This is a genomic window from Streptomyces sp. NPDC059897 (genome assembly GCF_042730865.1).
GTDB lineage: Bacteria > Actinomycetota > Actinomycetes > Streptomycetales > Streptomycetaceae > Streptomyces.
In genome coordinates this window covers 22,712-45,488 of sequence record NZ_JBHWKQ010000059.1, presented here as the reverse complement: position 1 = coordinate 45,488, position 22,777 = coordinate 22,712, and the positions used below count along the sequence as shown (strand labels likewise).

The 22,777-nt window shown below is 70.7% G+C and carries 18 protein-coding genes; 5 read left to right on the top strand and 13 right to left on the bottom strand.

What is annotated here, in order from left to right; translation table 11 throughout:
- Positions 1–129 precede the first annotated feature (129 nt).
- The 4 genes from whiA to uvrC are packed head-to-tail and all read right to left on the bottom strand — an operon-like array spanning position 130 to position 5,349.
- On the bottom strand, positions 130–1,167 hold the full coding sequence (gene whiA, locus ACFV9W_RS36400) for a DNA-binding protein WhiA (RefSeq protein WP_385769855.1): 1,038 nt from the start codon (positions 1,165–1,167) through the stop codon (positions 130–132).
- Positions 1,158–2,195: a uridine diphosphate-N-acetylglucosamine-binding protein YvcK gene (yvcK, locus tag ACFV9W_RS36395; protein ID WP_385769853.1), complete on the bottom strand. Its 1,038-nt coding sequence runs from the start codon at positions 2,193–2,195 to the stop codon at positions 1,158–1,160. Before yvcK ends, whiA begins: the two co-directional genes overlap by 10 nt.
- Positions 2,192–3,265 (bottom strand): RNase adapter RapZ, encoded by a 1,074-nt coding sequence (gene rapZ, locus ACFV9W_RS36390; protein ID WP_385769851.1) that lies wholly within the window; start codon positions 3,263–3,265, stop codon positions 2,192–2,194. The genes yvcK and rapZ overlap by 4 nt, the downstream gene beginning before the upstream one ends.
- Entirely contained in the window at positions 3,262–5,349 is a 2,088-nt protein-coding gene (gene uvrC, locus ACFV9W_RS36385) for an excinuclease ABC subunit UvrC (protein WP_385769849.1), read from the bottom strand. Before uvrC ends, rapZ begins: the two co-directional genes overlap by 4 nt.
- Before the next feature lie 196 nt (positions 5,350–5,545).
- Here uvrC and ACFV9W_RS36380 point away from each other — a divergent pair, with 196 nt between their 5' ends.
- Both ACFV9W_RS36380 and ACFV9W_RS36375 read left to right on the top strand, forming a co-directional pair.
- The gene (locus tag ACFV9W_RS36380; protein ID WP_385769847.1) at positions 5,546–6,496 is read left to right on the top strand and encodes a hypothetical protein; all 951 of its coding nucleotides are present in this window, start codon (positions 5,546–5,548) and stop codon (positions 6,494–6,496) included.
- A gap of 195 nt (positions 6,497–6,691) precedes the next feature.
- The gene (locus tag ACFV9W_RS36375) at positions 6,692–7,618 is read left to right on the top strand and encodes a carbohydrate kinase (protein ID WP_385769845.1); all 927 of its coding nucleotides are present in this window, start codon (positions 6,692–6,694) and stop codon (positions 7,616–7,618) included.
- 70 nt (positions 7,619–7,688) lie between these two features.
- Here the strand turns inward: ACFV9W_RS36375 and uvrA are convergent, their stop codons facing one another.
- Positions 7,689–10,733, bottom strand: coding sequence for an excinuclease ABC subunit UvrA (uvrA, locus tag ACFV9W_RS36370; RefSeq protein ID WP_385769843.1), 3,045 nt, complete (start codon positions 10,731–10,733; stop codon positions 7,689–7,691).
- A gap of 295 nt (positions 10,734–11,028) precedes the next feature.
- Between uvrA and ACFV9W_RS36365 the strand changes: the two genes are divergently transcribed.
- Both ACFV9W_RS36365 and ACFV9W_RS36360 read left to right on the top strand, forming a co-directional pair.
- Positions 11,029–11,757 carry a maleylpyruvate isomerase family mycothiol-dependent enzyme gene (locus ACFV9W_RS36365; RefSeq protein ID WP_385769841.1) on the top strand — a complete coding sequence of 243 codons (729 nt, stop codon included), beginning with the start codon at positions 11,029–11,031 and terminating at the stop codon, positions 11,755–11,757.
- A gap of 9 nt (positions 11,758–11,766) precedes the next feature.
- Positions 11,767–12,423 (top strand): MBL fold metallo-hydrolase, encoded by a 657-nt coding sequence (locus ACFV9W_RS36360; protein ID WP_385769839.1) that lies wholly within the window; start codon positions 11,767–11,769, stop codon positions 12,421–12,423.
- A 47-nt stretch (positions 12,424–12,470) separates the two neighbouring features.
- Here ACFV9W_RS36360 and aroQ read toward each other — a convergent pair whose 3' ends face one another.
- The 8 genes from aroQ to ACFV9W_RS36320 form a co-directional block, all read right to left on the bottom strand.
- Entirely contained in the window at positions 12,471–12,944 is a 474-nt protein-coding gene (aroQ, locus tag ACFV9W_RS36355) for a type II 3-dehydroquinate dehydratase (protein WP_306322556.1), read from the bottom strand.
- 83 nt (positions 12,945–13,027) lie between these two features.
- A complete protein-coding gene (locus ACFV9W_RS36350; RefSeq protein WP_385769837.1) occupies positions 13,028–14,128 on the bottom strand; it encodes a calcium:proton antiporter in 1,101 nt (366 codons plus the stop codon).
- Positions 14,129–14,211: 83 nt separating this feature from the next.
- A complete protein-coding gene (locus ACFV9W_RS36345) occupies positions 14,212–14,514 on the bottom strand; it encodes a hypothetical protein (RefSeq protein WP_385769835.1) in 303 nt (100 codons plus the stop codon).
- Positions 14,515–14,643: 129 nt separating this feature from the next.
- Positions 14,644–15,633: a TerC/Alx family metal homeostasis membrane protein gene (locus tag ACFV9W_RS36340; protein ID WP_385769833.1), complete on the bottom strand. Its 990-nt coding sequence runs from the start codon at positions 15,631–15,633 to the stop codon at positions 14,644–14,646.
- A 233-nt stretch (positions 15,634–15,866) separates the two neighbouring features.
- Positions 15,867–17,807, bottom strand: a complete 1,941-nt coding sequence (locus ACFV9W_RS36335) for a TerD family protein (RefSeq protein ID WP_385769831.1) — start codon at positions 17,805–17,807, stop codon at positions 15,867–15,869.
- Positions 17,808–17,817: 10 nt separating this feature from the next.
- Positions 17,818–18,396, bottom strand: coding sequence for a TerD family protein (locus tag ACFV9W_RS36330; protein WP_385769829.1), 579 nt, complete (start codon positions 18,394–18,396; stop codon positions 17,818–17,820).
- Positions 18,397–18,547: 151 nt separating this feature from the next.
- On the bottom strand, positions 18,548–20,689 hold the full coding sequence (uvrB, locus tag ACFV9W_RS36325; RefSeq protein ID WP_385769827.1) for an excinuclease ABC subunit UvrB: 2,142 nt from the start codon (positions 20,687–20,689) through the stop codon (positions 18,548–18,550).
- 86 nt (positions 20,690–20,775) lie between these two features.
- Positions 20,776–21,624, bottom strand: coding sequence for an MHYT domain-containing protein (locus ACFV9W_RS36320; protein ID WP_385769825.1), 849 nt, complete (start codon positions 21,622–21,624; stop codon positions 20,776–20,778).
- 270 nt (positions 21,625–21,894) lie between these two features.
- On the opposite strand from ACFV9W_RS36320, the gene ACFV9W_RS36315 reads away from it, so the two are divergent.
- Positions 21,895–22,770, top strand: a complete 876-nt coding sequence (locus tag ACFV9W_RS36315) for a glycerophosphodiester phosphodiesterase (RefSeq protein ID WP_385769823.1) — start codon at positions 21,895–21,897, stop codon at positions 22,768–22,770.
- The last annotated feature ends 7 nt before the right edge of the window (positions 22,771–22,777 follow it).

Sequence of the window (22,777 nt, the reverse complement as noted above, 5' to 3'; positions counted from 1 at the left end):
CCTTGGTGCGTGCTCTGTTTCTTTTTTTAACACCCCCCCCCCACCCCCCCCTTCCCGGGGTTTGTCACGCGGGGGGGCCGCCCCCCGCGCCGGCCCCCCGCCACCGGCTCGTCGAAAAGGTGCCGCGAATCAGCCCGCCATGTTCTGCGCGAGGCTCTGCGCCATCTCCTGCGTCATCTCCTCCGTCATCTCCTCGGCCATGTCCTCGGTGATGTTGGACTCCGTGCCGGGAAGGCCGAGGTCCTGGGCCCGCTTGTCCGCCATGGCCAGCAGGCGGCGGATCCGGCCCGCGACGGCGTCCTTGGTCAGCGGCGGGTCGGCGAGCGCGCCCAGCTCCTCAAGGGAGGCCTGCTTGTGCTCCATGCGCAGCCGTCCGGCCGCGGCGAGGTGCTCCGGCACGTCGTCCGCGAGGATCTCCAGGGCGCGCTGCACCCGGGCGCCGGCCGCGACCGCGGCGCGGGCCGAGCGCCGCAGGTTCGCGTCGTCGAAGTTCGCGAGGCGGTTCGCCGTGGCGCGCACCTCGCGGCGCATCCGCCGCTCCTCCCAGGCCAGCACCGACTCGTGCGCCCCCATTCGGGTGAGCAGGGCGCCGATCGCGTCGCCGTCACGCACCACCACGCGGTCCACGCCGCGCACCTCACGGGCCTTGCCCGCGATCTGCAGTCTGCGGGCCGCGCCGACCAGGGCCAGCGCCGCCTCGGGGCCGGGGCACGTCACCTCAAGGGAGCTGGAGCGTCCCGGCTCGGTGAGCGAGCCGTGCGCCAGGAACGCGCCGCGCCAGGCCGCCTCCGCGTCGCAGGTGGCCCCCGAGACCACCTGGGGCGGCAGGCCCCGGATCGGACGGCCGCGGCCGTCCACCAGACCCGTCTGCCGGGCCAGCTGGTCGCCGCCCGCCACTACTCGTACGACGAACCGCGAGCCGCGGCGCAGCCCGCCGGGCGCCATCACGATCAGCTCCGAGCTGTGCCCGAAGATCTCGAGAATGTCCCGCTTGAGCCGCCGTGCGGCCATCGCGGTGTCCAGCTCCGCCTCGATCACGATGCGGCCGCTCACCAGGTGAAGGCCGCCCGCAAACCGCAGAATGGCCGATACCTCGGCCTTCCTGCAGCAGGTCCGGGTGACGGGGAGCCGGGAGATCTCGTCCTTCACCGCTGCCGTCATCGCCATGGGCCGATCCTTCCATGCATCCGAAAAATACGGTCGTACGCGGCGGCCAACAGCTCCGGGTCGTGCCTCGGAGTGCCGTCGGGCCTGGCCACCGGCGCCAGCTCGACCGCGGCACCGAAACGCTCACGCGCGGTTTCGACAAGGGACTCGCGATCGGGCACGGCGGCCTCGTCGGCCAGCACCACGTCCAGGGCGAGTTTAGGGGCGTGTCGTCCCAAAACTTCCAAATGACGCTGCGGGGAGAACCCCTCAGTTTCTCCGGGTTGCGGAGCGAGGTTCAGTGAGAGGACCTTGCGGGCCTTCGTCTCGACCAGCGCGTCGAGCAGCTCCGGGACCAGCAGATGCGGGATCACGGAGGAGAACCAGGAGCCCGGGCCGAGCACCACCCAGTCCGCGTCGAGCACCGCGGCGACCGCCTCCGGGACGGCCGGCGGGTCGTGCGGCACCACGTGCACGGACTGGACCTCGCCGCGGGTGAGCGCGACCGTGGCCTGTCCGCGCACCGTCTCGATGTCCTCCGGGCACGTCGGGTCGTGCCCCTTGACCTGGGCCTGGAGCTCCAGCGGGACGGCGGACATGGGCAGCACACGGCCCTGCGCGCCGAGCAGCTTGCCGACCAGGTCGAGAGCCTGCACATGGTCGCCGAGCTGCTCCCACAGGGCGACGATCAGCAGATTGCCGACCGCGTGCTCGTGCAGCTCGCCCTGGGACTGGAAGCGGTGCTGGATGACGCGGGCCCAGGTCTGGCCCCAGTCGTCGTCCCCGCACAGGGCCGCGAGGGCCTTGCGCAGGTCGCCGGGCGGCAGCACGCCCAGTTCGTCCCGCAGGCGGCCGCTGGAGCCCCCGTCGTCGGCGACCGTGACGACGGCGGTGAGGTTGTTCGTGATGCGGCGCAGCGCGGCCAGGGACGCCGAAAGACCCATGCCGCCGCCGAGGGCGACGACCTTGGGTGTGGCGCCCTTGCCCGGCTTCACCGGTGAGGTTCTGCGGCGGATCCTGCTGGTGAGCCGCAGGGTGCGTCCCGTCATTCCCGTCCCATGTCGCGGTGGACGACCACGGTCTCCACGCCCTGGGCGGCGAGGCGGGCGGCGAGCTTCTCCGACGTCGCGACGGAGCGGTGCTTGCCGCCCGTACAGCCGACGGCGATCGTCACGTAGCGCTTGCCCTCGCGGCGGTAGCCGGCGGCGATCAGCTGGAGCAGCTCGGTGTAGCGGTCGAGGAACTCCTTGGCGCTGGGCTGCGAGAAGACGTAGTTCGACACCTCCTCGTTGAGCCCGGTGAAGGGGCGCAGCTCGGGGACCCAGTGCGGGTTCGGCAGGAAGCGCATGTCGACCACGAGGTCGGCGTCGACCGGCAGGCCGTACTTGAAGCCGAACGACATGACGGTGGCCCGCAGCTCGGGCTCCTCGTCGCCGGCGAACTGGGCGTCCATCTTGGCGCGCAGTTCGTGGACGTTCAGGCTGGAGGTGTCGATGACCAGGTCGGCGTCGCCGCGCAGCTCGCGAAGGAGTTCGCGCTCGGCGGCGATGCCGTCGACGATGCGGCCGTCGCCCTGCAGGGGGTGCGGGCGGCGCACGGACTCGAAGCGGCGCACCAGGGCCTCGTCGGAGGACTCCAGGAAGACGATGCGGCGCGTGACGTGCTTGGCCTCCAGGTCGGCGAGGGACTGCCGGAGGTTGTCGAAGAAGCGCCGTCCGCGGACGTCGACGACGACCGCGATCCGCGCGACGTTGCCCTGCGAGCGGGCGCCGAGCTCCACCATGGTGGGGATCAGCGCGGGCGGCAGGTTGTCGACGACGAACCAGCCGAGGTCCTCCAGGCACTTCGCCGCCGTGGAGCGGCCCGCGCCCGACATCCCGGAGATGATCACCAGCTCGGGGATGGCGGCGTCGGGGACGCCCGGCGCCTCGACGGACTTGCCGGCTCCCGCGGCGCCGTCCGCGTCCGCGCCTGCCGGTGGTTCGGTGCCTGGTCCTGTCCCTGATCCGGTGCCCGTGCTCACGTGTGCTCCGTGCTGTGGTTGCGGCTGCTGTTCTTGTGCTGCGGGGCCCTGTGGCGTGCCGCTGGTGTCGCTGCTCTCGTGGTCCTGCTCGCTCATGGCTCCTGCCCCCGTCGTTCTTCCGGGGCGCCCGCGCTGACGGGCTCCCCGCCGGTCGGCACGTCCGTCGTGCCGTCCTCTTCTTCAATGATCTCTCCGGTGGCGGTGTTCACCGCCGGAGCCGCGGGCGCGGCCTGCGCGAAGGCCGCCACGATGGCCTCGGCCGTCTTGCGGCCTATGCCGGGCACCTCGCAGATCTGGTCGATGGTGGCGGCCCGCAGCCGCTTCACCGACCCGAAGTGCTTGAGCAGCGCCTGCTTGCGCGAGTCGCCGAGCCCGGGCACCTCGTCCAGCGGGCCCGCCCGGAAGCGCTTGGCCCGCTTGCTGCGCTGGTACGTGATCGCGAAGCGGTGCGCCTCGTCGCGCACGCGCTGGAGCAGGTAGAGCCCTTCGCTGGTGCGGGGCAGGACCACGGGGTCCTCCTCGTCCGGCACCCAGACCTCTTCGAGGCGCTTGGCGAGGCCGCAGACCGCGATGTCGTCGATGCCGAGCTCGTCCAGGGCCCGCTTGGCCGCCGCGACCTGCGGCTGCCCGCCGTCGACCACCACGAGCTGCGGCGGGTAGGCGAACTTCTTGGGGCGGCCGTCGTCCTCCGTGAGCCGCGACTCCTCGACGATCGTCCCGTCGGCCCCCTCGGCGCCGGCGGCGGAGTCCGGCTCCTCGTCGGACCACTCGCGCGACTTCTCCTGTGCGGAGAGGTACCGCTTGAAGCGGCGGGTGATGACCTCGTGCATGGACCGGACGTCGTCCTGCCCCTCGAAGCCCTTGATCTCGAAACGGCGGTACTCGCTCTTGCGGGCGAGGCCGTCCTCGAAGACGACCATGGAGGCCACGACGTCGTCGCCCTGGAGGTGCGAGATGTCGTAGCACTCGATGCGCAGCGGCGCGCTGTCCAGGTCGAGGGCGGCGGCGATCTCCTCAAGGGCGCGCGAGCGCGTGGTGAGGTCGGAGGCGCGCTTCGTCTTGTGCAGGACGAGTGACTGCTGGGCGTTGCGGTGGACCGTCTCCATCAGGGCCTTCTTGTCGCCGCGCTGCGGGATGCGCAACGACACGTTCGCCCCGCGGCGCTCGGTGAGCCAGGCCTGGACGGGCTCCAGGGGGTCGGGCAGCGCGGGGACGAGGACCTCCTTGGGGACGGCGTCCCCGGTCTCCTCCCCGTAGAGCTGCTGCAGCGCGTGCTCGACGAGGTCGCCGCTGGTGACCGCCTCGACCTTGTCGGTGACCCAGCCGCGCTGGCCGCGCACGCGTCCGCCGCGCACGTGGAAGATCTGGACGGCGGCCTCCAGCTCGTCCTCCGCGAGGGCGACGAGGTCGGCGTCGGTGGCGTCGGTGAGGACGACCGCGCTCTTCTCCATGGCCTTCTTGAGCGCCTCGATGTCGTCGCGCAGGCGGGCCGCCCGCTCGTACTCCATCTCGTCGGCCGCCGCGGCCATGTCCTTCTCCAGGCGCCGGATGTACGTCCCCGTACGCCCCGTCATGAAGTCGCAGAACTCCTCGGCCAGTTCGCGGTGCTCGTCCGGCGTGACGCGACCGACGCAGGGCGCCGAGCACTTGCCGATGTAGCCGAGCAGGCAGGGGCGGCCGGTGCGCTCCGCGTTCTTGAACACGCCCTTGGAGCACGTGCGTACGGGGAAGACGCGCAGGAGCAGGTCCACGGTGTCGCGGATCGCCCACGCGTGCCCGTACGGACCGAAGTAGCGCACGCCCTTCTTCTTCTGGCCGCGCATCACCTGGACCCGCGGGAAGTCCTCGTTCATCGTCACCGCGAGGTACGGATAGCTCTTGTCGTCGCGGTACTTGACGTTGAACCGGGGGTCGTACTCCTTGATCCAGGAGTACTCCAGCTGCAGCGCCTCGACCTCCGTGGACACCACCGTCCACTCCACGGACGCGGCCGTGGTGACCATCGTGCGCGTACGGGGGTGCAGGTTCGCCAGGTCCTGGAAGTAGCTCGCCAGGCGCTGGCGCAGGCTCTTCGCCTTCCCGACGTAGATCACTCGGCGGTGCTCGTCGCGGAACCTGTACACCCCTGGGGAGTCGGGGATCTGTCCCGGCTTGGGGCGGTAGCTGGAGGGGTCGGCCATGTCAGACACCCTACTGGCGGTGTGTGACAGTTCGGGGTGCCCTGGGGTGGTGGCGCCGGGCTCCCGGCGGCGCGCGGCCGTCCGCGGCTTCCGACGCCTGTGCGTGGTCGCGCGGTGGCGGTCGGTGTGGTGCGCATCGAGGCTTGTGGGGCGGGAGTCAACACGCTTCAATGCCGGGTGACTTGAGGCGGTGGGCATGCGGCTCGACGAACGACGCACCGAAACGGCGCGGGTGCCGAACCTGGAGGCGGCGCTGCGCTCCGGCCCGTTCAGCAGCGCGCTGCGGGCCGCCATCGCCGCCCGGCGGCTCCCCCTGCACCGCGTGCGCCACCACCTGGCGCGCCGGGGCGTCCACATCGGCGTCACCAGCCTGAGCTACTGGCAGCAGGGCGCGCGGCGGCCGCAGCGCCCCGAGTCGATGCGGGCCGTGCGGGCCCTGGAGGAGATCCTCGAACTGCCCGAGGAATCGCTGATCCGGCTGCTCGGCCCGGCTCCCGAAGCGGCCGTGTCCAGGCGCCGGGCGGGCCGCTCGTACCGTGCGCGCACCGAGGCGTCCGGGGCCGTCGAGCGGCTGCTCACGGAGCTGGAGTCGCCGCCGGACGGCGGGCTGCACACCGTCGGGCACCACGAGCGGGTACGGATCGGCGGGCACCGGCAGCTCCTCGGCAGGGACTCGCAGCAGATCGTGCGGGCGCACCGCGACGGCGTGGACCGCTATCTGGCCGTCCACCATGGCGACCCGGGGTGTTCCCCCGCTGATGTGGCGGTCTACGCCATGGAGAACTGCCGTACGGGACGGGTTCGCTGGGACTCCGGGACGGGCGTCCTGGTCGCGGAGCTGCTCTTCGACGCGCGGCTCCGGGCGGGCGACACCCACCTGTTCCGCTACGGATTCGAGGACGGGACGGCCGGTTCCGCCTCCGAGTACGTCCGCGGGTTCGGCTTCGCCGGCGGGCAGTACGCGCTCCAGGTCAGGTTCGCGGACGACGCGCTGCCCGTGCGCTGCCACCGCTTCGCCCAGCGGTCGGCCGCGGCCCCGCGCGAGGGCCGCCGCGAACTCACGCTGAGCGGCCCCCACCGGTCCGTGCACATGGTGGAGCCGCAGGTGCGGGCGGGGCTTGTGGGGATCGGCTGGGACTGGGAGTGAACGTGGCCGGGGCGCGGGGCTTACGTGCCCGGATTCGCGGGTGCATGTGCCCGGGTGCGCGGTGTGCGTGCCCGGTTCGGGTGAGGCGGGTGCCGGGGAGGGCGTGAGGCTTTAGCGTCGACGGTGCCTGCGGGCTCCGCTGCGGGGCCCGCCCACTCGCTTGCTCGTCCGCTCGTCCGCTCGGAAGGAAACACCGTGATCGTCGTCGCCGGAGAGGCACTGATCGACCTCGTCCCGCAGGGCGTGCCCACCGACGGCGGCCCCGGCACGGGCCTTCCCGACCTCGCCCCGCGGCTCGGCGGCGGCCCGTACAACACGGCGGTGGCGCTCGGCCGCCTCGGCTCGTCCGTGGCGTTCTGCTCACGGGTGTCGCGGGACGCCTTCGGGGAGGCGCTGCTCGGCGGGCTGCGGGCGGCAGGGGTGGACGTGTCCCCGGTGCAGCGCGGCGACGAGCCGACGACGCTCGCCGTGGCCTCGATCGGCGCCGACGGCTCCGCCGGGTACTCCTTCTACGTGGAGGGGACCGCCGACCGACTCTTCGCGGTGCCCGAGGGGCTGCCGGCCGGCACGCGCGCGGTGTCGTTCGGCACCTGCTCGCTGGTCCTCGAACCGGGCGCCACCGCGTACGAGGAGATGATGCGCTCGGCCGCGGCGCAGGGCGTGTGCACGGCGCTCGACCCGAACATCCGGGCCGGCCTGATCCCGGACGCGGACGCCTACCGGGCCCGTTTCAAGAGCTGGCTCGCGTCGACGACGCTGCTGAAGCTCTCCGAGGACGACGCCGAGTGGCTGGGCGGCACGCCGCGGGAGTGGCTGGCCGCGGGCCCCGCTGCCGTGGTGATCACGCGCGGCGGGGAGGGGCTCACCGTGCTCACGCGGGACGGGGGCGAGTACTCCGTGCCGGGCGAGCGGGTCGACGTCGTGGACACGATCGGCGCCGGTGACACCGTCAACGCGGCGCTGCTGCACGGGCTTTCGCGGCGTGACGCCCTCTCCCCCGCCGCCATCGCCGGGCTCGACGGCGAGGACTGGTCCCAGCTGCTGCGGTTCGCCGCGCGGGCCGCGGCCGTCACTTGCTCCCGGGCGGGCGCGGAACCGCCGTACGCCACCGAACTGGCCTGAACGCACGGCGCCCCGTGGGGAGTTCCCACGGGGCGCCTTCGCTCGTGTGCCGACGGGGGCCGGGCCCGCGTCAGGCCTTGCGGGTCTTCCCGGTCGCCTTCTTGGCGGCGGGCTTCTTCGCGGCGGCCTTGGTGGTGGCCGACTTGGTGGCCGTCTTCTTGGCGGTCGTCGACTTCGCCGTGGCCGTCTTCTTGGCCGGGGCCTTCGTCGCCGCCACGGTCTTCTTCGCCGCCTTGCGGGCGCGCGTGGCGGGCACGGCCGCGTCGCTGACCCGGTCGGCGCCGAGGACGTCGCGCAGGAACTTGCCGGTGTGGCTGGTCGGCACGGCCGCGACCTGCTCCGGGGTGCCCTCGGCGACGACGAGACCGCCGCCGTTGCCACCCTCGGGGCCCATGTCGACGACCCAGTCCGCGGTCTTGATGACGTCGAGGTTGTGCTCGATGACGATGACCGAGTTGCCCTTGTCGACGAGCCCGGACAGCACGGTGATGAGCTTGCTGATGTCCTCGAAGTGCAGACCCGTGGTCGGCTCGTCGAGCACGTACACCGTGCGGCCCGTGGAACGCTTCTGCAGCTCGCTGGCGAGCTTCACGCGCTGCGCCTCACCACCGGAGAGCGTCGGCGCGGGCTGCCCGAGCCGGACGTAGCCGAGGCCCACGTCGTTGAGCGTCTTGAGGTGGCGGGCGATCGCCGGGACGGCCTCGAAGAAGGTGTGCGCCTCCTCGATCGGCATGTCCAGGACCTCGGAGATGGACTTGCCCTTGTAGTGGACCTCAAGGGTCTCCCGGTTGTACCGCGCGCCGTGGCAGACCTCGCACGGGACGTACACGTCCGGCAGGAAGTTCATCTCGATCTTGATGGTGCCGTCGCCGGAGCAGTTCTCGCAGCGGCCGCCCTTGACGTTGAAGGAGAAGCGCCCCGGCAGATAGCCGCGGACCTTCGCCTCGGTCGTCTCGGCGAACAGCTTGCGGACGTTGTCGAAGACTCCGGTGTACGTCGCCGGGTTCGACCGGGGCGTGCGGCCGATGGGCGACTGGTCGACGTGCACAACCTTATCCACGAGCTCGTCGCCGTCCACGCGCGTGTGCCGGCCCGGCACGGAGCGCGCCCCGTTCAACTCCCTGGCCAGGTGCGTGTAGAGGATGTCGTTCACCAGCGTCGACTTGCCGGAGCCCGAGACGCCGGTGACGGCCGTCAGGACGCCCAGCGGGAACGACACGTCGATGTCCTGGAGGTTGTTCTCCTTGGCGCCGTGCACGGTGAGGCGGCGTGCCGGGTCGGCGGGCCGCCGGATGTCCGGGATCGCGATGGCCTTCTTGCCCGCCAAGTACTGGCCGGTCATCGACTCGGGGTTCGCCAGCAGCTCCTTCAACGGGCCGCTGTGCACGACCTTGCCGCCGTGCTCGCCCGCGCCGGGGCCGATGTCGACGATCCAGTCGGCGACCTTGATGGTGTCCTCGTCGTGCTCGACCACGATGAGCGTGTTGCCCATGTCACGGAGCCGCACGAGCGTCTCGATGAGCCGGTGGTTGTCGCGCTGGTGCAGGCCGATGGACGGCTCGTCCAGCACGTACAGGACACCGACCAGGCCGGAGCCGATCTGGGTGGCGAGCCGGATCCGCTGGGCCTCGCCGCCGGAGAGGGTGCCCGCCGCGCGGTTGAGCGACAGATAGTCGAGGCCGACGTCGACGAGGAAGCGCAGCCGCTCGTTGACCTCCTTCATGACGCGCTCGGCGATCTTCTTGTCGCGCGCGTTGAGCTTCAGCTCGCTCAGGAAGTCGGCGCAGTCGCTGATCGACATGGCCGAGACCTCGGCGATCGACTTGCCCATGATCGTGACGGCCAGGATGAGCGGCTTCAGTCGCGTGCCCTCACACGTCGGGCAGGGCACCTCGCGCATGTAGCCCTCGAAGCGCTCGCGGCTCGCGTCCGACTCGGCCTCGCTGTGCCGGCGCTTCACGAACGGGACCGCGCCCTCGAACGGCGTCGTGTAGCGGCGCTCGCGCCCGTACCGGTTGCGGTAGCGGACCTCGATCTGCGTCTTGTGCCCGTTCAGGAGCGCCTTCTTGGCGCGCTGCGGCAGGCCCGCGAAGGGGATGTCCGTACGGAAGCCGAGCGCGTCCGCGAGGGCGCCGATGAGGCGGCCGAAGTAGTCCTTCGTGTGCCCGTGCGACCACGGGTGGATGGCGCCCTCGTCGAGCGACTTGTCCTCGTCGGGGACGATCAGCTCGGGGTCGACCTCCATGCGCGTACCGATGCCGGTGCAGTCGGGGCAGGCGCCGAAGGGCGAGTTGAAGGAGAAGGAGCGCGGCTCCAGCTCCTCGAAGGACAGGTCGTCGTACGTGCAGTACAGGTGCTCCGAGTACATCCGCTCGCGCTCCGGGTCGTCCTCGGGGAGGTCGACGAAGTCGAGCACGACCATGCCGCCGGAGAGGCCGAGCGCGGTCTCCACGGAGTCGGTGAGGCGGCGCTTGGCGGAGCTCTTCACGGTGAGGCGGTCGACGACCACCTCGATCGTGTGCTTCTCCTGCTTCTTCAGCGTCGGCGGCTCGGACAGCTGGATCGTCTGCCCGTCCACCCGCGCGCGGGAGTAGCCCTTGGTCTGGAGGTCGCTGAAGAGGTCGACGAACTCGCCCTTGCGCTCGCGCACGAGCGGCGACAGGACCTGGAAGCGGCTGCCCTCGGGCAGCTCCAGGACCTTGTCGACGATGGCCTGCGGCGACTGGCGGGCGATGGGGCGCCCGCACTCCGGGCAGTGCGGCTTGCCCACGCGCGCGAAGAGCAGGCGCAGGTAGTCGTAGACCTCGGTGATGGTGCCGACCGTGGAGCGCGGGTTGCGCGAGGTCGACTTCTGGTCGATCGAGACGGCCGGGGAGAGGCCCTCGATGAAGTCGACGTCCGGCTTGTCCATCTGGCCGAGGAACTGGCGCGCGTACGAGGACAGCGATTCGACGTACCGGCGCTGGCCCTCGGCGAAGATCGTGTCGAAGGCGAGGGAGGACTTACCGGAGCCGGACAGACCGGTGAAGACGATGAGGGAGTCGCGCGGGAGGTCGAGCGAGACATTCCGAAGATTGTGCTCGCGCGCGCCACGGACGATGAGACGGTCGGCCACGCCGGTCCGCACCTTTCTTGAGATAAGTGACAGGGGCGGGCCCCCGTCTCTCCAGGTCTGGCTTCGAGGGCGCTCACGCCGCGATCGAGGCGGAGCGGCCCTTGGAAGGCTGTCCTTCGAAGACTAGAGGGAGCCACTGACAACGCCGGTCGGATTCCCTGCTTGGTAACAAACTGGGCCCCGCGGAACTTCCAGGATGCCCGACGCCGCCCTCGACCATATAGCACGTACATTCGATTCATGCGGATCGTAGGCCACCTTCACCCGAACGTGTCGCGGGGCTATCGTCGGCGCCATGAGTGATCATGTGCGCGACCTGGCGTCAGTACGCGAAGCGACCGACCGGCTGCTCGCCGCGGTCGGCACCCTGGACAACGCCGCCGTGGCCGGTCCTTCACGGCTTCCGGGGTGGAGCCGCGGGCACGTTCTCGCCCACCTGGCCCGCAACGCGGACGCGCTCGTCAACGTCCTCGAGGGCCGCCCCATGTACGCGAGCGCCCAGGTCCGGGACGCCGACATCGACCGGGACGCCCCGCGCGGCCTTCGCGAGCAGCTCGGCGACGTGCAGGAGAGCGCGGAGCGCTTCCAGCGCCTGGGCGCCGAGGACGCCGACTGGGCGCGCACCGTGGAGCTGCGCAACGGCGTGAAGGACCTTGCCTCGAACGTGCCGTTCCGGCGCTGGATCGAGATCGAGCTGCACCACGTGGACCTCGGGATCGGCTACGAACTGGAGGACCTCTCGGCCGAGTTCACCCAGCGGGAGATCAACTTCCTCGCGAAGCGGTTCCGCGACCACCCGGGCCTGCCGCCCCTGCTGATCAAGCAGGACGACGGCCGGATGATCTCCACGGGGGCCGTGCAGACGCTCACCATGGACGAGATCAAGGACGGCGCCCCCCTGCCGCCCCTCGGCATCGTCGTCAAGGGCCGCCAGGCGGACCTCCTGGGCTGGCTCGCGGGCCGCAGGGACGGCGGCGCCCTCACCGTCGACCGGGGCTCCCTGCCGGACCTGCCCCCGCTATAGGCTGAATCCATGACGTACAGCGGAAGCGTGAAGGTCGGCGGCCCGGCGGATGTGCACGAGCTGCGGGATCTGATGATCTCCAAGGTCGCGGTCGGACCGATGGACAACAACGCCTACCTGTTGCGCTGCCGCGCGACCGATCAGCAGCTCCTGATCGACGCGGCGAACGAAGCGCAGACGCTGCTGGGCCTCATCGGTACGGACGGCATCGCGGCCGTCGTCACCACGCACCGGCACGGCGACCACTGGCAGGCCCTCCAGGAGGTCGTCGAGGCGACCGGCGCGCGCACGTACGCGGGGCGCGAGGACGTCGAGGGGATCCCGGTGGCGACGGACGTGGCCGTCGCCGACGGGGAGACCATCGAGTTCGGCCGGATCACGCTCACCGCCCGCCACCTGGTCGGCCACACGCCCGGTTCGATCGCCCTGGTCTACGACGACCCGCACGGTCACCCGCACGTCTTCACCGGTGACTGCCTGTTCCCGGGCGGCGTGGGCAACACGTGGAAGGACCCCGAGGCCTTCGCGAGCCTCATCGAGGACGTGGAGACCAAGATCTTCGGCACGCTCCCGGACGAGACGTGGGTCTACCCGGGCCACGGGGGCGACACGACGCTGGGCGCCGAGCGCCCCCACCTCCAGGAGTGGCGCGAGCGGGGCTGGTGACCTCTTTGGTGGGCCGTTTCGTTTCGGCCCGCCTATAGGCAGCGTTTTTACGCCTGCGCCGTCCCCGGCGCGGCGAGCGCCGCCACCCGCTCCACGCCGAACGCGTAGCCCTGCACGCCGCATCCGGCGATCACGCCGTCGGCGCGCAGCGACACGTAGGAGTGGTGCCTGAACTCCTCGCGCTGGTGGATGTTGGAGATGTGGACCTCCACCACCGGCATGCCGTCGCAGGTGTTGAGCGCGTCCAGGATCGCCACGGACGTGTGCGAGTAGGCGGCCGGGTTGATCACGATGCCGACGTGGTTCTCGCGCGCCTCGTGGATCCAGTCGACGAGCTCGCCCTCGTGGTTGGACTGCCGGAAGTCCACGGTGGCGCCGTGCGCGGTGGCCGCCTTCACGCACAGGGCCTCGACGTCGGCGAGGGTGTCGCGGCCGTAGATCTCCGGCTGGCGCTTGCCGAGCAGGTTCAGGTTCGGGCCGTTGAGAACCATGATCGGGGCGTTGGCGAGCGTGCGCGGCACGAGGGACCTCCGTAGAAGAGCGTTTGCTCCTTGAGGGTCTATCACGGCGCCGCCACCGCCCGAAGGGGGTGTTCGGAGGGCGGTCAGGGCGTGACGGCGAGTTCGATGTACGCGGCGAGGATCACCAGATGGACGCCGCCCTGCAGCGGTGTGGCACGGCCCGGGACGATGGTGAGGGTCGCGACCACCATGGTCAGCGCGAGCAGCACCATGTGGGTGGCGCCGAGCCCGAGGACGAGCGGCCCGGTCAGCCAGTACGAGGCGATGGCGACGGCGGGCACCGTGAGGCCGATGCTGGCCATGGACGAGCCGAGCGCGAGGTTGAGGCTGGTCTGCACCCGGTCCCTGCGGGCCGCGCGGAGCGCCGCGATGGTCTCGGGCAACAGCACGAGCAGCGCGATGATCACGCCGACCACCGCCTGCGGCATGCCGGCCGCCTCCACCCCCTGCTCGATCGTCTTCGAGACGCCCTTGGTGAGCCCGACGACGGCGACCAGGGCGACCGCCAGCAGGCCGAGGCTGAACAGGGCGGTCCGGGTGCTCGGCACGTCGGCGTGGTCGTCGGCGTCGATCACCTCGCCGTGCTTGGTGATCGGCAGGAAGTAGTCGCGGTGGCGGACGGTCTGTGTCGCGACGAAGAGCCCGTACAGGACGAGCGCGGCGACCGCCGAGAAGACCAGCTGCGAGGTGGAGAACTCAGGGCCGAGCTTGCTGGTGGTGAAGGTCGGCAGGACCAGGCAGAGCGTCGCGAGCGTGGCCACGGTGGCGAGGGCTCCCCCGGTGCCCTCGGACTGGAAGACCGCCACACGGTGCCGCAGCGCGGCCGCGAGCAGGCTCACGCCGACGATGCCGTTGCAGGTGATCATGACGGCGGCGAACACGGTGTCGCGGGCGAGCGTCGAGCTCTTGGGCCCGCCGTCGGCCATCAAGGTGACGATGAGCGCGACCTCGATGATCGTCACGGCCACGGCGAGCACGAGCGAGCCGAAGGGTTCGCCGACCCGGTGGGCGACGACTTCCGCGTGGTGCACGGCCGCGAGCACGGAGACCGCGAGGACCACCGCGACAACGGCGACCACGGCACCGGGCAGATCGCGCCCCCAGGTGAACGCGAGCAGCACGATCGCGACCAGCGGCACCACCACGGTCCACTGCGTACTCAGCGCCCGCACTCTGGTGATCATTCATCGATGGTGCCCGTGGCGGGGCGGGGGCGCGACTTCGCGGGCGGCGGCGCCCGGCGGACGCGGGGCGCCGCGCGCGTACGTCACTTGAGCTCGCGCGCGTCCTTCAGGTCGCAGTTGGTGAAGGCCGGCGGGCGGGTGCACAGGGCCGAGAGCTGCTTGTTGAGCTCGGCCACCTCGGGGTGTTCGTTGCTGCGCATCGCGTCCTCGTAGGACTCGAACTCGATCACCGCGAGATAGCGGCCCGTGGTGTCCCGGTCCTTGAGCATCATCCGGTGCGTGGGGCCGCCCGGGGTGCCCTGCATCCGCTGCTCGAAGGCCTCCAGCAGCTCCCGCATCTCGCCGAAGCGCTGGGACTCGAAGTCGATGATCTGGACGAACTTCATGGGGTCCTCCCCCGTCGTGCCCTCGCGCCCCCGCGGGACGCGCTCAGGGCACAAAGAAGCACCGGGAGGGGCACGCGGCAATCGGCCGCGCACCGCTCCCGGTGCTGGTAATTCCTACGCCCGACGCCGTCAGGCCTCGATGCTGTCCTTCTTAGCCGCCTCGGCCGCGTCCTTCTCGGCCTGCTTCTTCGAGGCGATGAGGCTGGTGATCGTCGTGATGATCAGGACGCCGCAGATGACGGAGAGCGAGACCGGGATGGAGATCTCCGGTACGTGCACCCCGGACTCGTGCAGCGCGTGCAGGATCAGCTTCACGCCGATGAATCCGAGGATCACCGACAGGCCGTAGCTGAGGTGCACCAGCTTCTTGAGCAGTCCGCCGATGAGGAAGTACAGCTGCCGCAGACCCATCAGGGCGAACGCGTTGGCCGTGAAGACGATGTACGGGTCCTGGGTCAGGCCGAAGATCGCCGGGATCGAGTCCATCGCGAACAGCACGTCGGTCATGCCGATGGCGAGCATGACGACCAGGAGCGGCGTCATGACCTTCTTGCCGTGCTGCTGGATGAAGAGCTTCGTGCCGTGGTACCGGTCCGCGACGCCGAACTTCTTCTCGATCGACTTGAGGATCCGGTTCTCCTCGAACTCCTCCTCTTCCTCGTCCGCCATGGCCTCCTTGATGAGCTTCCAGGCGGTGTAGAGGAGGAAGGCGCCGAAGAGGTAGAACACCCACGAGAAGCTGGAGATGATCGCCGCGCCGGCCGCGATGAAGATCGCTCGCAGCACGAGTGCGATCAGCACACCGAACAGCAGCACGCGCTGCTGCAGCTGGGTCGGGACCGAGAACTTCGCCATGATCAGGATGAAGACGAAGAGGTTGTCCACACTGAGCGACTTCTCGGTGATGAAGCCCGCGAAGAACTCGCCGCCTGCCTGGCTGCTCCCCCAGATCATCACGCCGACGCCGAACAGCGCGGCGAGCACGATCCAGACGATCGTCCAGATGCCCGCTTCCTTGATCGACACGTCGTGGGGCTTGCGCCCGATGAAGAAGTCGACCGCGATGAGGGCGCACAGACCGAGAACGGTCAGCACCCACACAGTCATTGATACGTCCACTACTGCGCCTCCGGCGTCGTACGGCTACTGATCAGCGTCGTCGCTGCCGGAGGTCTCTTCCACCCGAGCGCCTTGGCGCGTCTCGGGCCGGCGCCCCGGGATCGATGCCTTCTGGCCTGTCGTCCGTACTGACGGGAACGCCGCGTTGGAGTACTCCCCTCCGCGTCAAGGAGCGTACTCGAAACACCCATGAAAGGTAAAGGGGAAGGTAAAGGAGTCACCAAGTCCGCAGGTCAAGGACTCCTTTTCCGACGGGCTTCCGCCACTTCCGCGAGCACGTGCCGCAGGATTCCGCTGCCCGGCGGGATCGTCGACGGCTCATACGTCCATGCGTGGCCCACCCAGGGGTCCGCCAGGTGATCGTCGGGTACGGGGGTGAGGCGCAGCAGGGCGCGCCACAGGGGGTCGAGCAGCGGTCCGTACTCGGCGGCGTCCTCCCGGTCGGCCACGAGCATCAGGTGCACGCCGACCGCCGGCCCCTCGTCCGCGAGATAGCGCAGCCGGGTGACGGCCCGGTCGTCGAAGCCGTGCGGGAAGTCGTGCACGATCAGGAGCTGCTCGGCGACGTCCAGGTCCGGCGGCAGCGCGTCGGTCGCGCCCGCGCGGACCGCCATCTGCACGAGGTCGACGCGCTCGGTCAGCCGCGTCAGTGTGTCCGCGACCCCCGCCGCTCCCCTGGCCGGCGGTCCGGCGAGCACGCCCGCGTCCACGAGCGGGGCGAGTGCGCCCGCCGCGGTGCCCGCCGGGTCGATGACGTGCACGCTGAACCCGCCCGCGGGATGGGCCGCGAGCAGCCGGGTCGCATGGAGGACGGCGGTGTGGGCGGCACGCGCGCGTAGTGCGTCGGCGTCGGTGAGGCTGTCGGCCGCGGAGGGCCCCGCGTCGATCCACAGTCCGCGCTCCAGCGGCAGCCGTACGAGCATCGGGATGCGCAGCCCCGCGCTCCGGCTCTCGGGCAGGCTCAGCTCGCCGAGACGGACCGCCATGGGGTTCTCCAGGGGGCTGCGGTAGGCGTGCCAGCAGGGGCTGTCCCAGCCCGCGTACGCCGCCGGGAGCGCGGGCTCGACGGTCTCGGCCTCGGCGGCGAGCTGCGCCAGGTCCCGGTCGAGCGCTTCTCTGGCCCGGTCGACCAGGGCGGCGTGCCTGGAGCGGGCGGCCTCGCGCGCGGTGTCGCCCTGGCCGTCGAGGCGGCCGCGCGGGTCGGCGGAGTCGGCCAGCGCCCCGTCGAGCTCGCGCTCCATGCGGGAGTCCGCGAACTCGACGGCGCCGCGGTACGCGGCCGTGGTGCGGGCCAGGTCCTCGAACATGCCCCACACCTGGTTGTAGAGCCGCTCCTCCAGGGACCAGCCCGTCGCGTCCCCGGCGACCGGCGCCGCGGGCTGTTGCGCGGGCGCGGACGGAGCGCGGTCCTGGCGGCCGGGGTGCGTGTAGTCGATGGGTCCGCCCGGCGCCGGGGTGGGCGTCGTGGGGGCGGCCGGAGGCAGGGCCCCGGCCGCGTGGCCCGCGGTGGCCGCCGCGCGGACGTGCGCCCCGTCCACGGTCTCCGGCGTGCAGGGCTCCGGAGCACGGGGCTCCCGGGCACGGGTCTCCGGGGCACGCGGCGCGGGCGCCGGAGCGCGGTCGTCGCCGTGGGCGACCGCGTCGTGGATGGCGCCCGCGAGGGCCTGCGCGTCCGGCAGGCCCTGATCGGCGAGGAGCGCGGCGAGGCCTTCGGCGTAGCCCTGGCCGACGGCGCGCACCTTCCAGGCGCTGTGCCTGCGGTAGAGCTCCAGGGCGACGACGGCCGACTCCGTGTCGAGGTCGGTGATCGTGTAGCTGGCCTCCTCCGTGCCGTCCGGCCCGCTGACGGCGAGGAACGGGGCCGCCGCGGCGCCGAACCGGTCCTGGCCGCCGTCGCTCACGGGCAGCGCGAGCAGCACGGTGACGCGGTGCACGTCCTGAGGCATCGCCTCCAGGTCGACGGCCAGGAGATGGTCGGCCGCGGCCCGGCGCGGCACTTCGAGGCCCGGCAGCGCGGGCGCGCCGGGGTGGACGATCCGGTCCGCGCCGCGCACGGCGCCCCGGTCGTCGGCGAGCGTGGCGCCCGCGACGACCGGGCGGCCGGCCGACACCCGGATCTCCAGACGGGTCTGGGTGAGGGGGTGGTTCTGCCCCCTCACCAGTTCGGCCGCCATGGTGGGCCCGCTACAGGCTGGGCAGGATCGAGGGCATCAGGTCCTGGAAGGTGCGCCCCTGGGCCGCTTCTCCCAGCGCCGTCATCTTCCAGCCCGCGCCGTCCCTGTGCACCTTCGCCATGATCTGCGCCGTGTACTTTCCGCCGCCGTCCAGCGTGTAGCGGGCGAGCTCCTCGCCCGTCGTCTCGTCGACCAGGCGGCAGAACGCGTTCTGCACCTCTTGGAAGGTCTGTCCCGTGAAGGAGTTGACCGTGAAGACGATCTGGTCGATGTGGACCGGGACGCGCTGCAGGTCGACGACGATCGACTCGTCGTCGCCACCCTGGCCCGCGCCGCCGACCAGATTGTCACCGGTGTGCCGCACCGAGCCGTCGTCGCTGACGAGGTGGCGGAAGAAGACCACGTCGACGGGCTGCTTGTCGGCGAAGAGGACCGCCGACGCGTCGAGGTCGACCTCGCGCGTGCGGGTGCCGAACAGGCCGCGCCGAGGGGCCGCCTGCCAGCCGAGTCCCATCCGTACGGCGGTGAGGGTGCCCCCGCCCTGCTTCTCCAGGCTGATGGCCTGACCCTTGGTCAAGTCGATGCCCACGCCCTGTCCCCTCTCGAACCGTCCCCTGTTGCCGCGCCAAGTGCGCGGTTGGCCCAAACCCTAGAGGGCGGCACTGACAGCGCCGCCACCGCGGGCGGGGTTTTGTGGCGGTCTTGCAACACGCCCCCGGCACCCCGCCCGTCGTGGCAGGTCAGGCGATGCCTGCCTCCTTCATCTGCCGCAGTTCCTTCTTCATCTCCGACACCTCGTCGCGCAGCCGTGCCGCGACCTCGAACTGCAGGTCGGCGGCGGCCGCCCGCATCCGCTCGGTCATCTCCTCGATCTGCCCGGACAGCTCGGCCGCGGGACGGTCGGTGGGAACCGTCTCCTCCGCCTTGCCGCGCTTCTTCTTGGCCGGTGCCTTCTCCGCCTTCCCGGCCGAGGGCACGGGGGCCTTGGCACCCTTTCCGTCCTTGCCGCCCTTGCGGTATCCGGTGCCGAGCAGCGCCTCCGTGTCGACGTCCTCGCGCGCGATGGACGCCACGATGTCGTTGATCTTCTTCCGGAGGGGCTGGGGGTCGATCCCGTTCGCCTCGTTGTACGCGACCTGCTTCTCGCGGCGGCGGTTGGTCTCGTCGATGGCCTTCTCCATCGCCGGGGTGATCTTGTCCGCGTACATGTGGACCTGGCCCGAGACGTTTCGCGCCGCACGGCCGATCGTCTGGATCAGCGAGGTGCCGGAGCGCAGGAAGCCCTCCTTGTCGGCGTCGAGGATCGCCACCAGGGAGACCTCGGGCAGGTCGAGGCCCTCACGCAGCAGGTTGATGCCGACCAGGACGTCGAACTCGCCCGCGCGCAGCTCGCGCAGCAGCTCGACGCGGCGCAGGGTGTCGACGTCGCTGTGCAGATAGCGGACCTGGATGCCGAGCTCGATGAAGTAGTCGGTGAGGTCCTCGGCCATCTTCTTCGTGAGCGTGGTGACCAGGACGCGCTCGTCCTTCTCCGTGCGCGTACGGATCTCGTGCACCAGGTCGTCGATCTGGCCCTCGGTGGGCTTCACGACGACCTCGGGGTCGACGAGCCCGGTGGGGCGGATGATCTGCTCGACGTGACCGTCCGCGCGCGAGAGCTCGTAGTTGCCGGGGGTCGCCGACAGATAGACGGTCTGGCCGATGCGCTCCTGGAACTCCTCCCACTTCAGCGGGCGGTTGTCGAGCGCGGAGGGCAGGCGGAAGCCGTGGTCCACGAGGGTGCGCTTGCGGGAGGCGTCGCCCTCGTACATGGCGCCGATCTGCGGCACGGTGACGTGCGACTCGTCGATCACGAGCAGGAAGTCGTCCGGGAAGTAGTCGAGCAGCGTGTTCGGCGGGGAGCCGGGCTCGCGGCCGTCGAAGTGCATCGAGTAGTTCTCGACGCCGGAGCAGGAGCCGATCTGGCGGAGCATCTCCAGGTCGTACGTGGTCCGCATGCGAAGGCGCTGGGCCTCGAGCATCTTGCCCTGCTTCTCCAGCTCGGCGAGACGCTCCTCCAGCTCCTTCTCGATGTCGTTCGCCGCGCGCTCCAGGCGCTCGGGGCCCGCCACGTAGTGGGTCGCCGGGAAGATGTACAGCGAGTCGTCGTCGCTGATGACCTCGCCGGTGAGTGGGTGCAGCGTGGACAGCGACTCGATCTCGTCGCCGAACATCTCGATGCGGACCGCGAGCTCTTCGTAGACGGGGAAGATCTCGATGGTGTCGCCGCGCACCCGGAAGGTGCCGCGCTGGAACGCCACGTCGTTGCGCGTGTACTGGATGTCCACGAAGCGGCGCAGCAGGTCGTCCCGGTCGATCTCGTCCCCGACCTTCAGGGGGACCATGCGGTCCACGTACTCCTGCGGGGTGCCCAGGCCGTAGATGCAGGAGACGGAGGCGACCACGACGACGTCCCTGCGGGTCAGCAGCGAGTTCGTCGCGGAGTGGCGCAGGCGCTCCACCTCCTCGTTGATCGAGGAGTCCTTCTCGATGTACGTGTCCGACTGCGGAACGTACGCCTCGGGTTGGTAGTAGTCGTAGTACGAGACGAAGTACTCGACCGCGTTGTTCGGCAGCAGCTCGCGGAACTCGTTGGCCAGCTGGGCGGCCAGCGTCTTGTTCGGCGCCATCACGAGCGTGGGGCGCTGGAGCTTTTCGATCATCCACGCGGTGGTGGCGGACTTGCCGGTGCCGGTCGCGCCGAGCAGGACGACGTCCTTCTCGCCCCCGGAGACGCGCTTCTCCAGCTCGGCGATGGCCGCGGGCTGGTCACCGCTGGGCTGGTACGGGCTGACGACCTCGAAGGGCGCCACCGTGCGTTCGATCTTGGATACGGGCCGCATGGAATCAACCGTACGACCCACCACTGACAACCGGGCCCGAACCACTGTCGGGCCCGGCCTTCAGGGGTTCCGGGGCGGGCTCCGGGTCACCGGTCCTGCGGCGTGCGCGAGGTGCGACCCAGGGGGCGGCGCAGCCGCGTGACGGCCGGGGCGGGGGTGCCGAGCCGGGCCTCGGCCGCTCGGCTGTCGCGGCAGTCGGGGCGGCCCGTGACCAGCATCGGGTCGAATACGACGACCGCCCCGGCCAGCAGGAGGAAGCTCAGCGGGCCGATCAGCATGGGTCCGAGGATGGCGGCGGCCGAGTCCCCTCCGAGGGCGCCGCCGGCGTCGGCGTGCGCGTGGACGCTGACGCCCGCCATCGCCATGTAGTGCATCCCCGAGACGGCGAGCCCCATGATCAGGCTCGCGACGAGGCTCCACATGATGCCCCGTACCTGGACGGCGGCCCACAGGGCGGCGGTCGCCGCGGCCATGGCGATGATCACGGAGGCGACCACGGTGAACGTGTTGTAACTGATTGTCCCGTGAAGGCGCATTCCGGCCATTCCGAGGTAGTGCATCGATGCCACCCCGAGGCCCGTGATGGTGCCTCCGGTGAACAGGGCGGGGCCGGTCGCACCCTTGTAGCCGACGATGAAGACGCCAATGCCGACCATGAGGACGGCCACACCGAGGCTCGCGAACGTCGTCAGCGGGTCGTAGCGGATCGCCATGCCCTTCACGCTGAAGCCCATCATCGCGATGAAGTGCATGGTCCAGATCCCGGAGCCGATCGCCGCCGAGCCCAGGGCGAGCCAACCCACCCGCCAGGTGTTGGCGACGAGCAGGGATCTGGTGGTGCAGCGCAGTCCCAGGGCGCCTCCGAGGCAGGCCATGAGATACGCCACCACGGGGGTGACGAGCCCGTAACTGAAGCCGTCGACCGAACCCTGCATGCGTGACAGCCCTTCCGACTGGTTTTCCGTGAGATGTGCAGCTCGTCCCTTCGCGCGCGGCGGCCGAGGCGGCCGCGGGTGAGGCAGAGATTAAAGCGCACACGGGAACGTCCGAACGATTTTCCGGCAAAGAACCCCGAGGCACGACACGGGGGTCGACCGCAGTTGAGTGACTCCATTCAACTCGTGACCATCCTGCGCCTACTTTTCGTTCGCTCTCAGCTGTCAATCTCGTACAGTCCGTGATCCCACGACGTATGAGGAGCACACGTGCACGCACGCGCAGCAGCCGCTCTGACCTCAGTGGCGGGCTCCGTCGTCATCGGTGTCCTGGTCCTGCCCACCGCCGCACAAGCCGCCCCCGCAAACGACAGAACCGTGGTCGTCGCCCACCGCGGTGCCTCCGCGTACGCACCCGAGAACACCCTCCCGGCCGTCGACAGGGCGAGCGCCCTGGGAATCAGCTGGGTCGAGAACGACGTGCAGCGCACCAGGGACGGTGTCCTGGTCGTGCTTCACGACACCACGCTGGCCCGCACCACCAACGTCGAGCAGCTCTATCCGAACCGCTCCCCGTGGAACGTGGCGGACTTCACCTCGAGTGAGCTCGCCAGGCTGGACGCCGGCAGCTGGAAGGGCGCCGAGTACGCGGGCACCCGGATCCCGACGCTCCACGAGTACCTGCGGCGCGTCGACCGAAACGGTCAGAAGCTGCTCATGGAGATCAAGGCGCCCGAGCTGTACCCGGGCATCGAGGACCAGATCCTGCGCCAGCTGCGCAGGGACGGCTGGCTGGACTCCTGGGACGTCAAGCACCGGCTGATCATCCAGAGCTTCAACGCCGACAGCGTACGGACCGTGCACGACCGGCGCCCCGACATCAAGACCGGCTTCCTCGGCACACCCGCCGTGTCCGAGCTGCCCAAGTACGCCAAGTTCGCCGACCAGATCAATCCGTCGCACACGACGACGTCCGCGGACTACGTCAAGGCCGTGCACGCGCTCAAGGGCCCGCACGGCAAGCAGCTCGAGACCTACACCTGGACCGTCAACGACGCGCAGACGGCGCAGAAGGTGGCCGGCTTCGGCGTCGACGGGATCATCAGCAACGCCCCTGACGTGGTGCGCGCGGCCATCGGAGGCTGACCCGCCG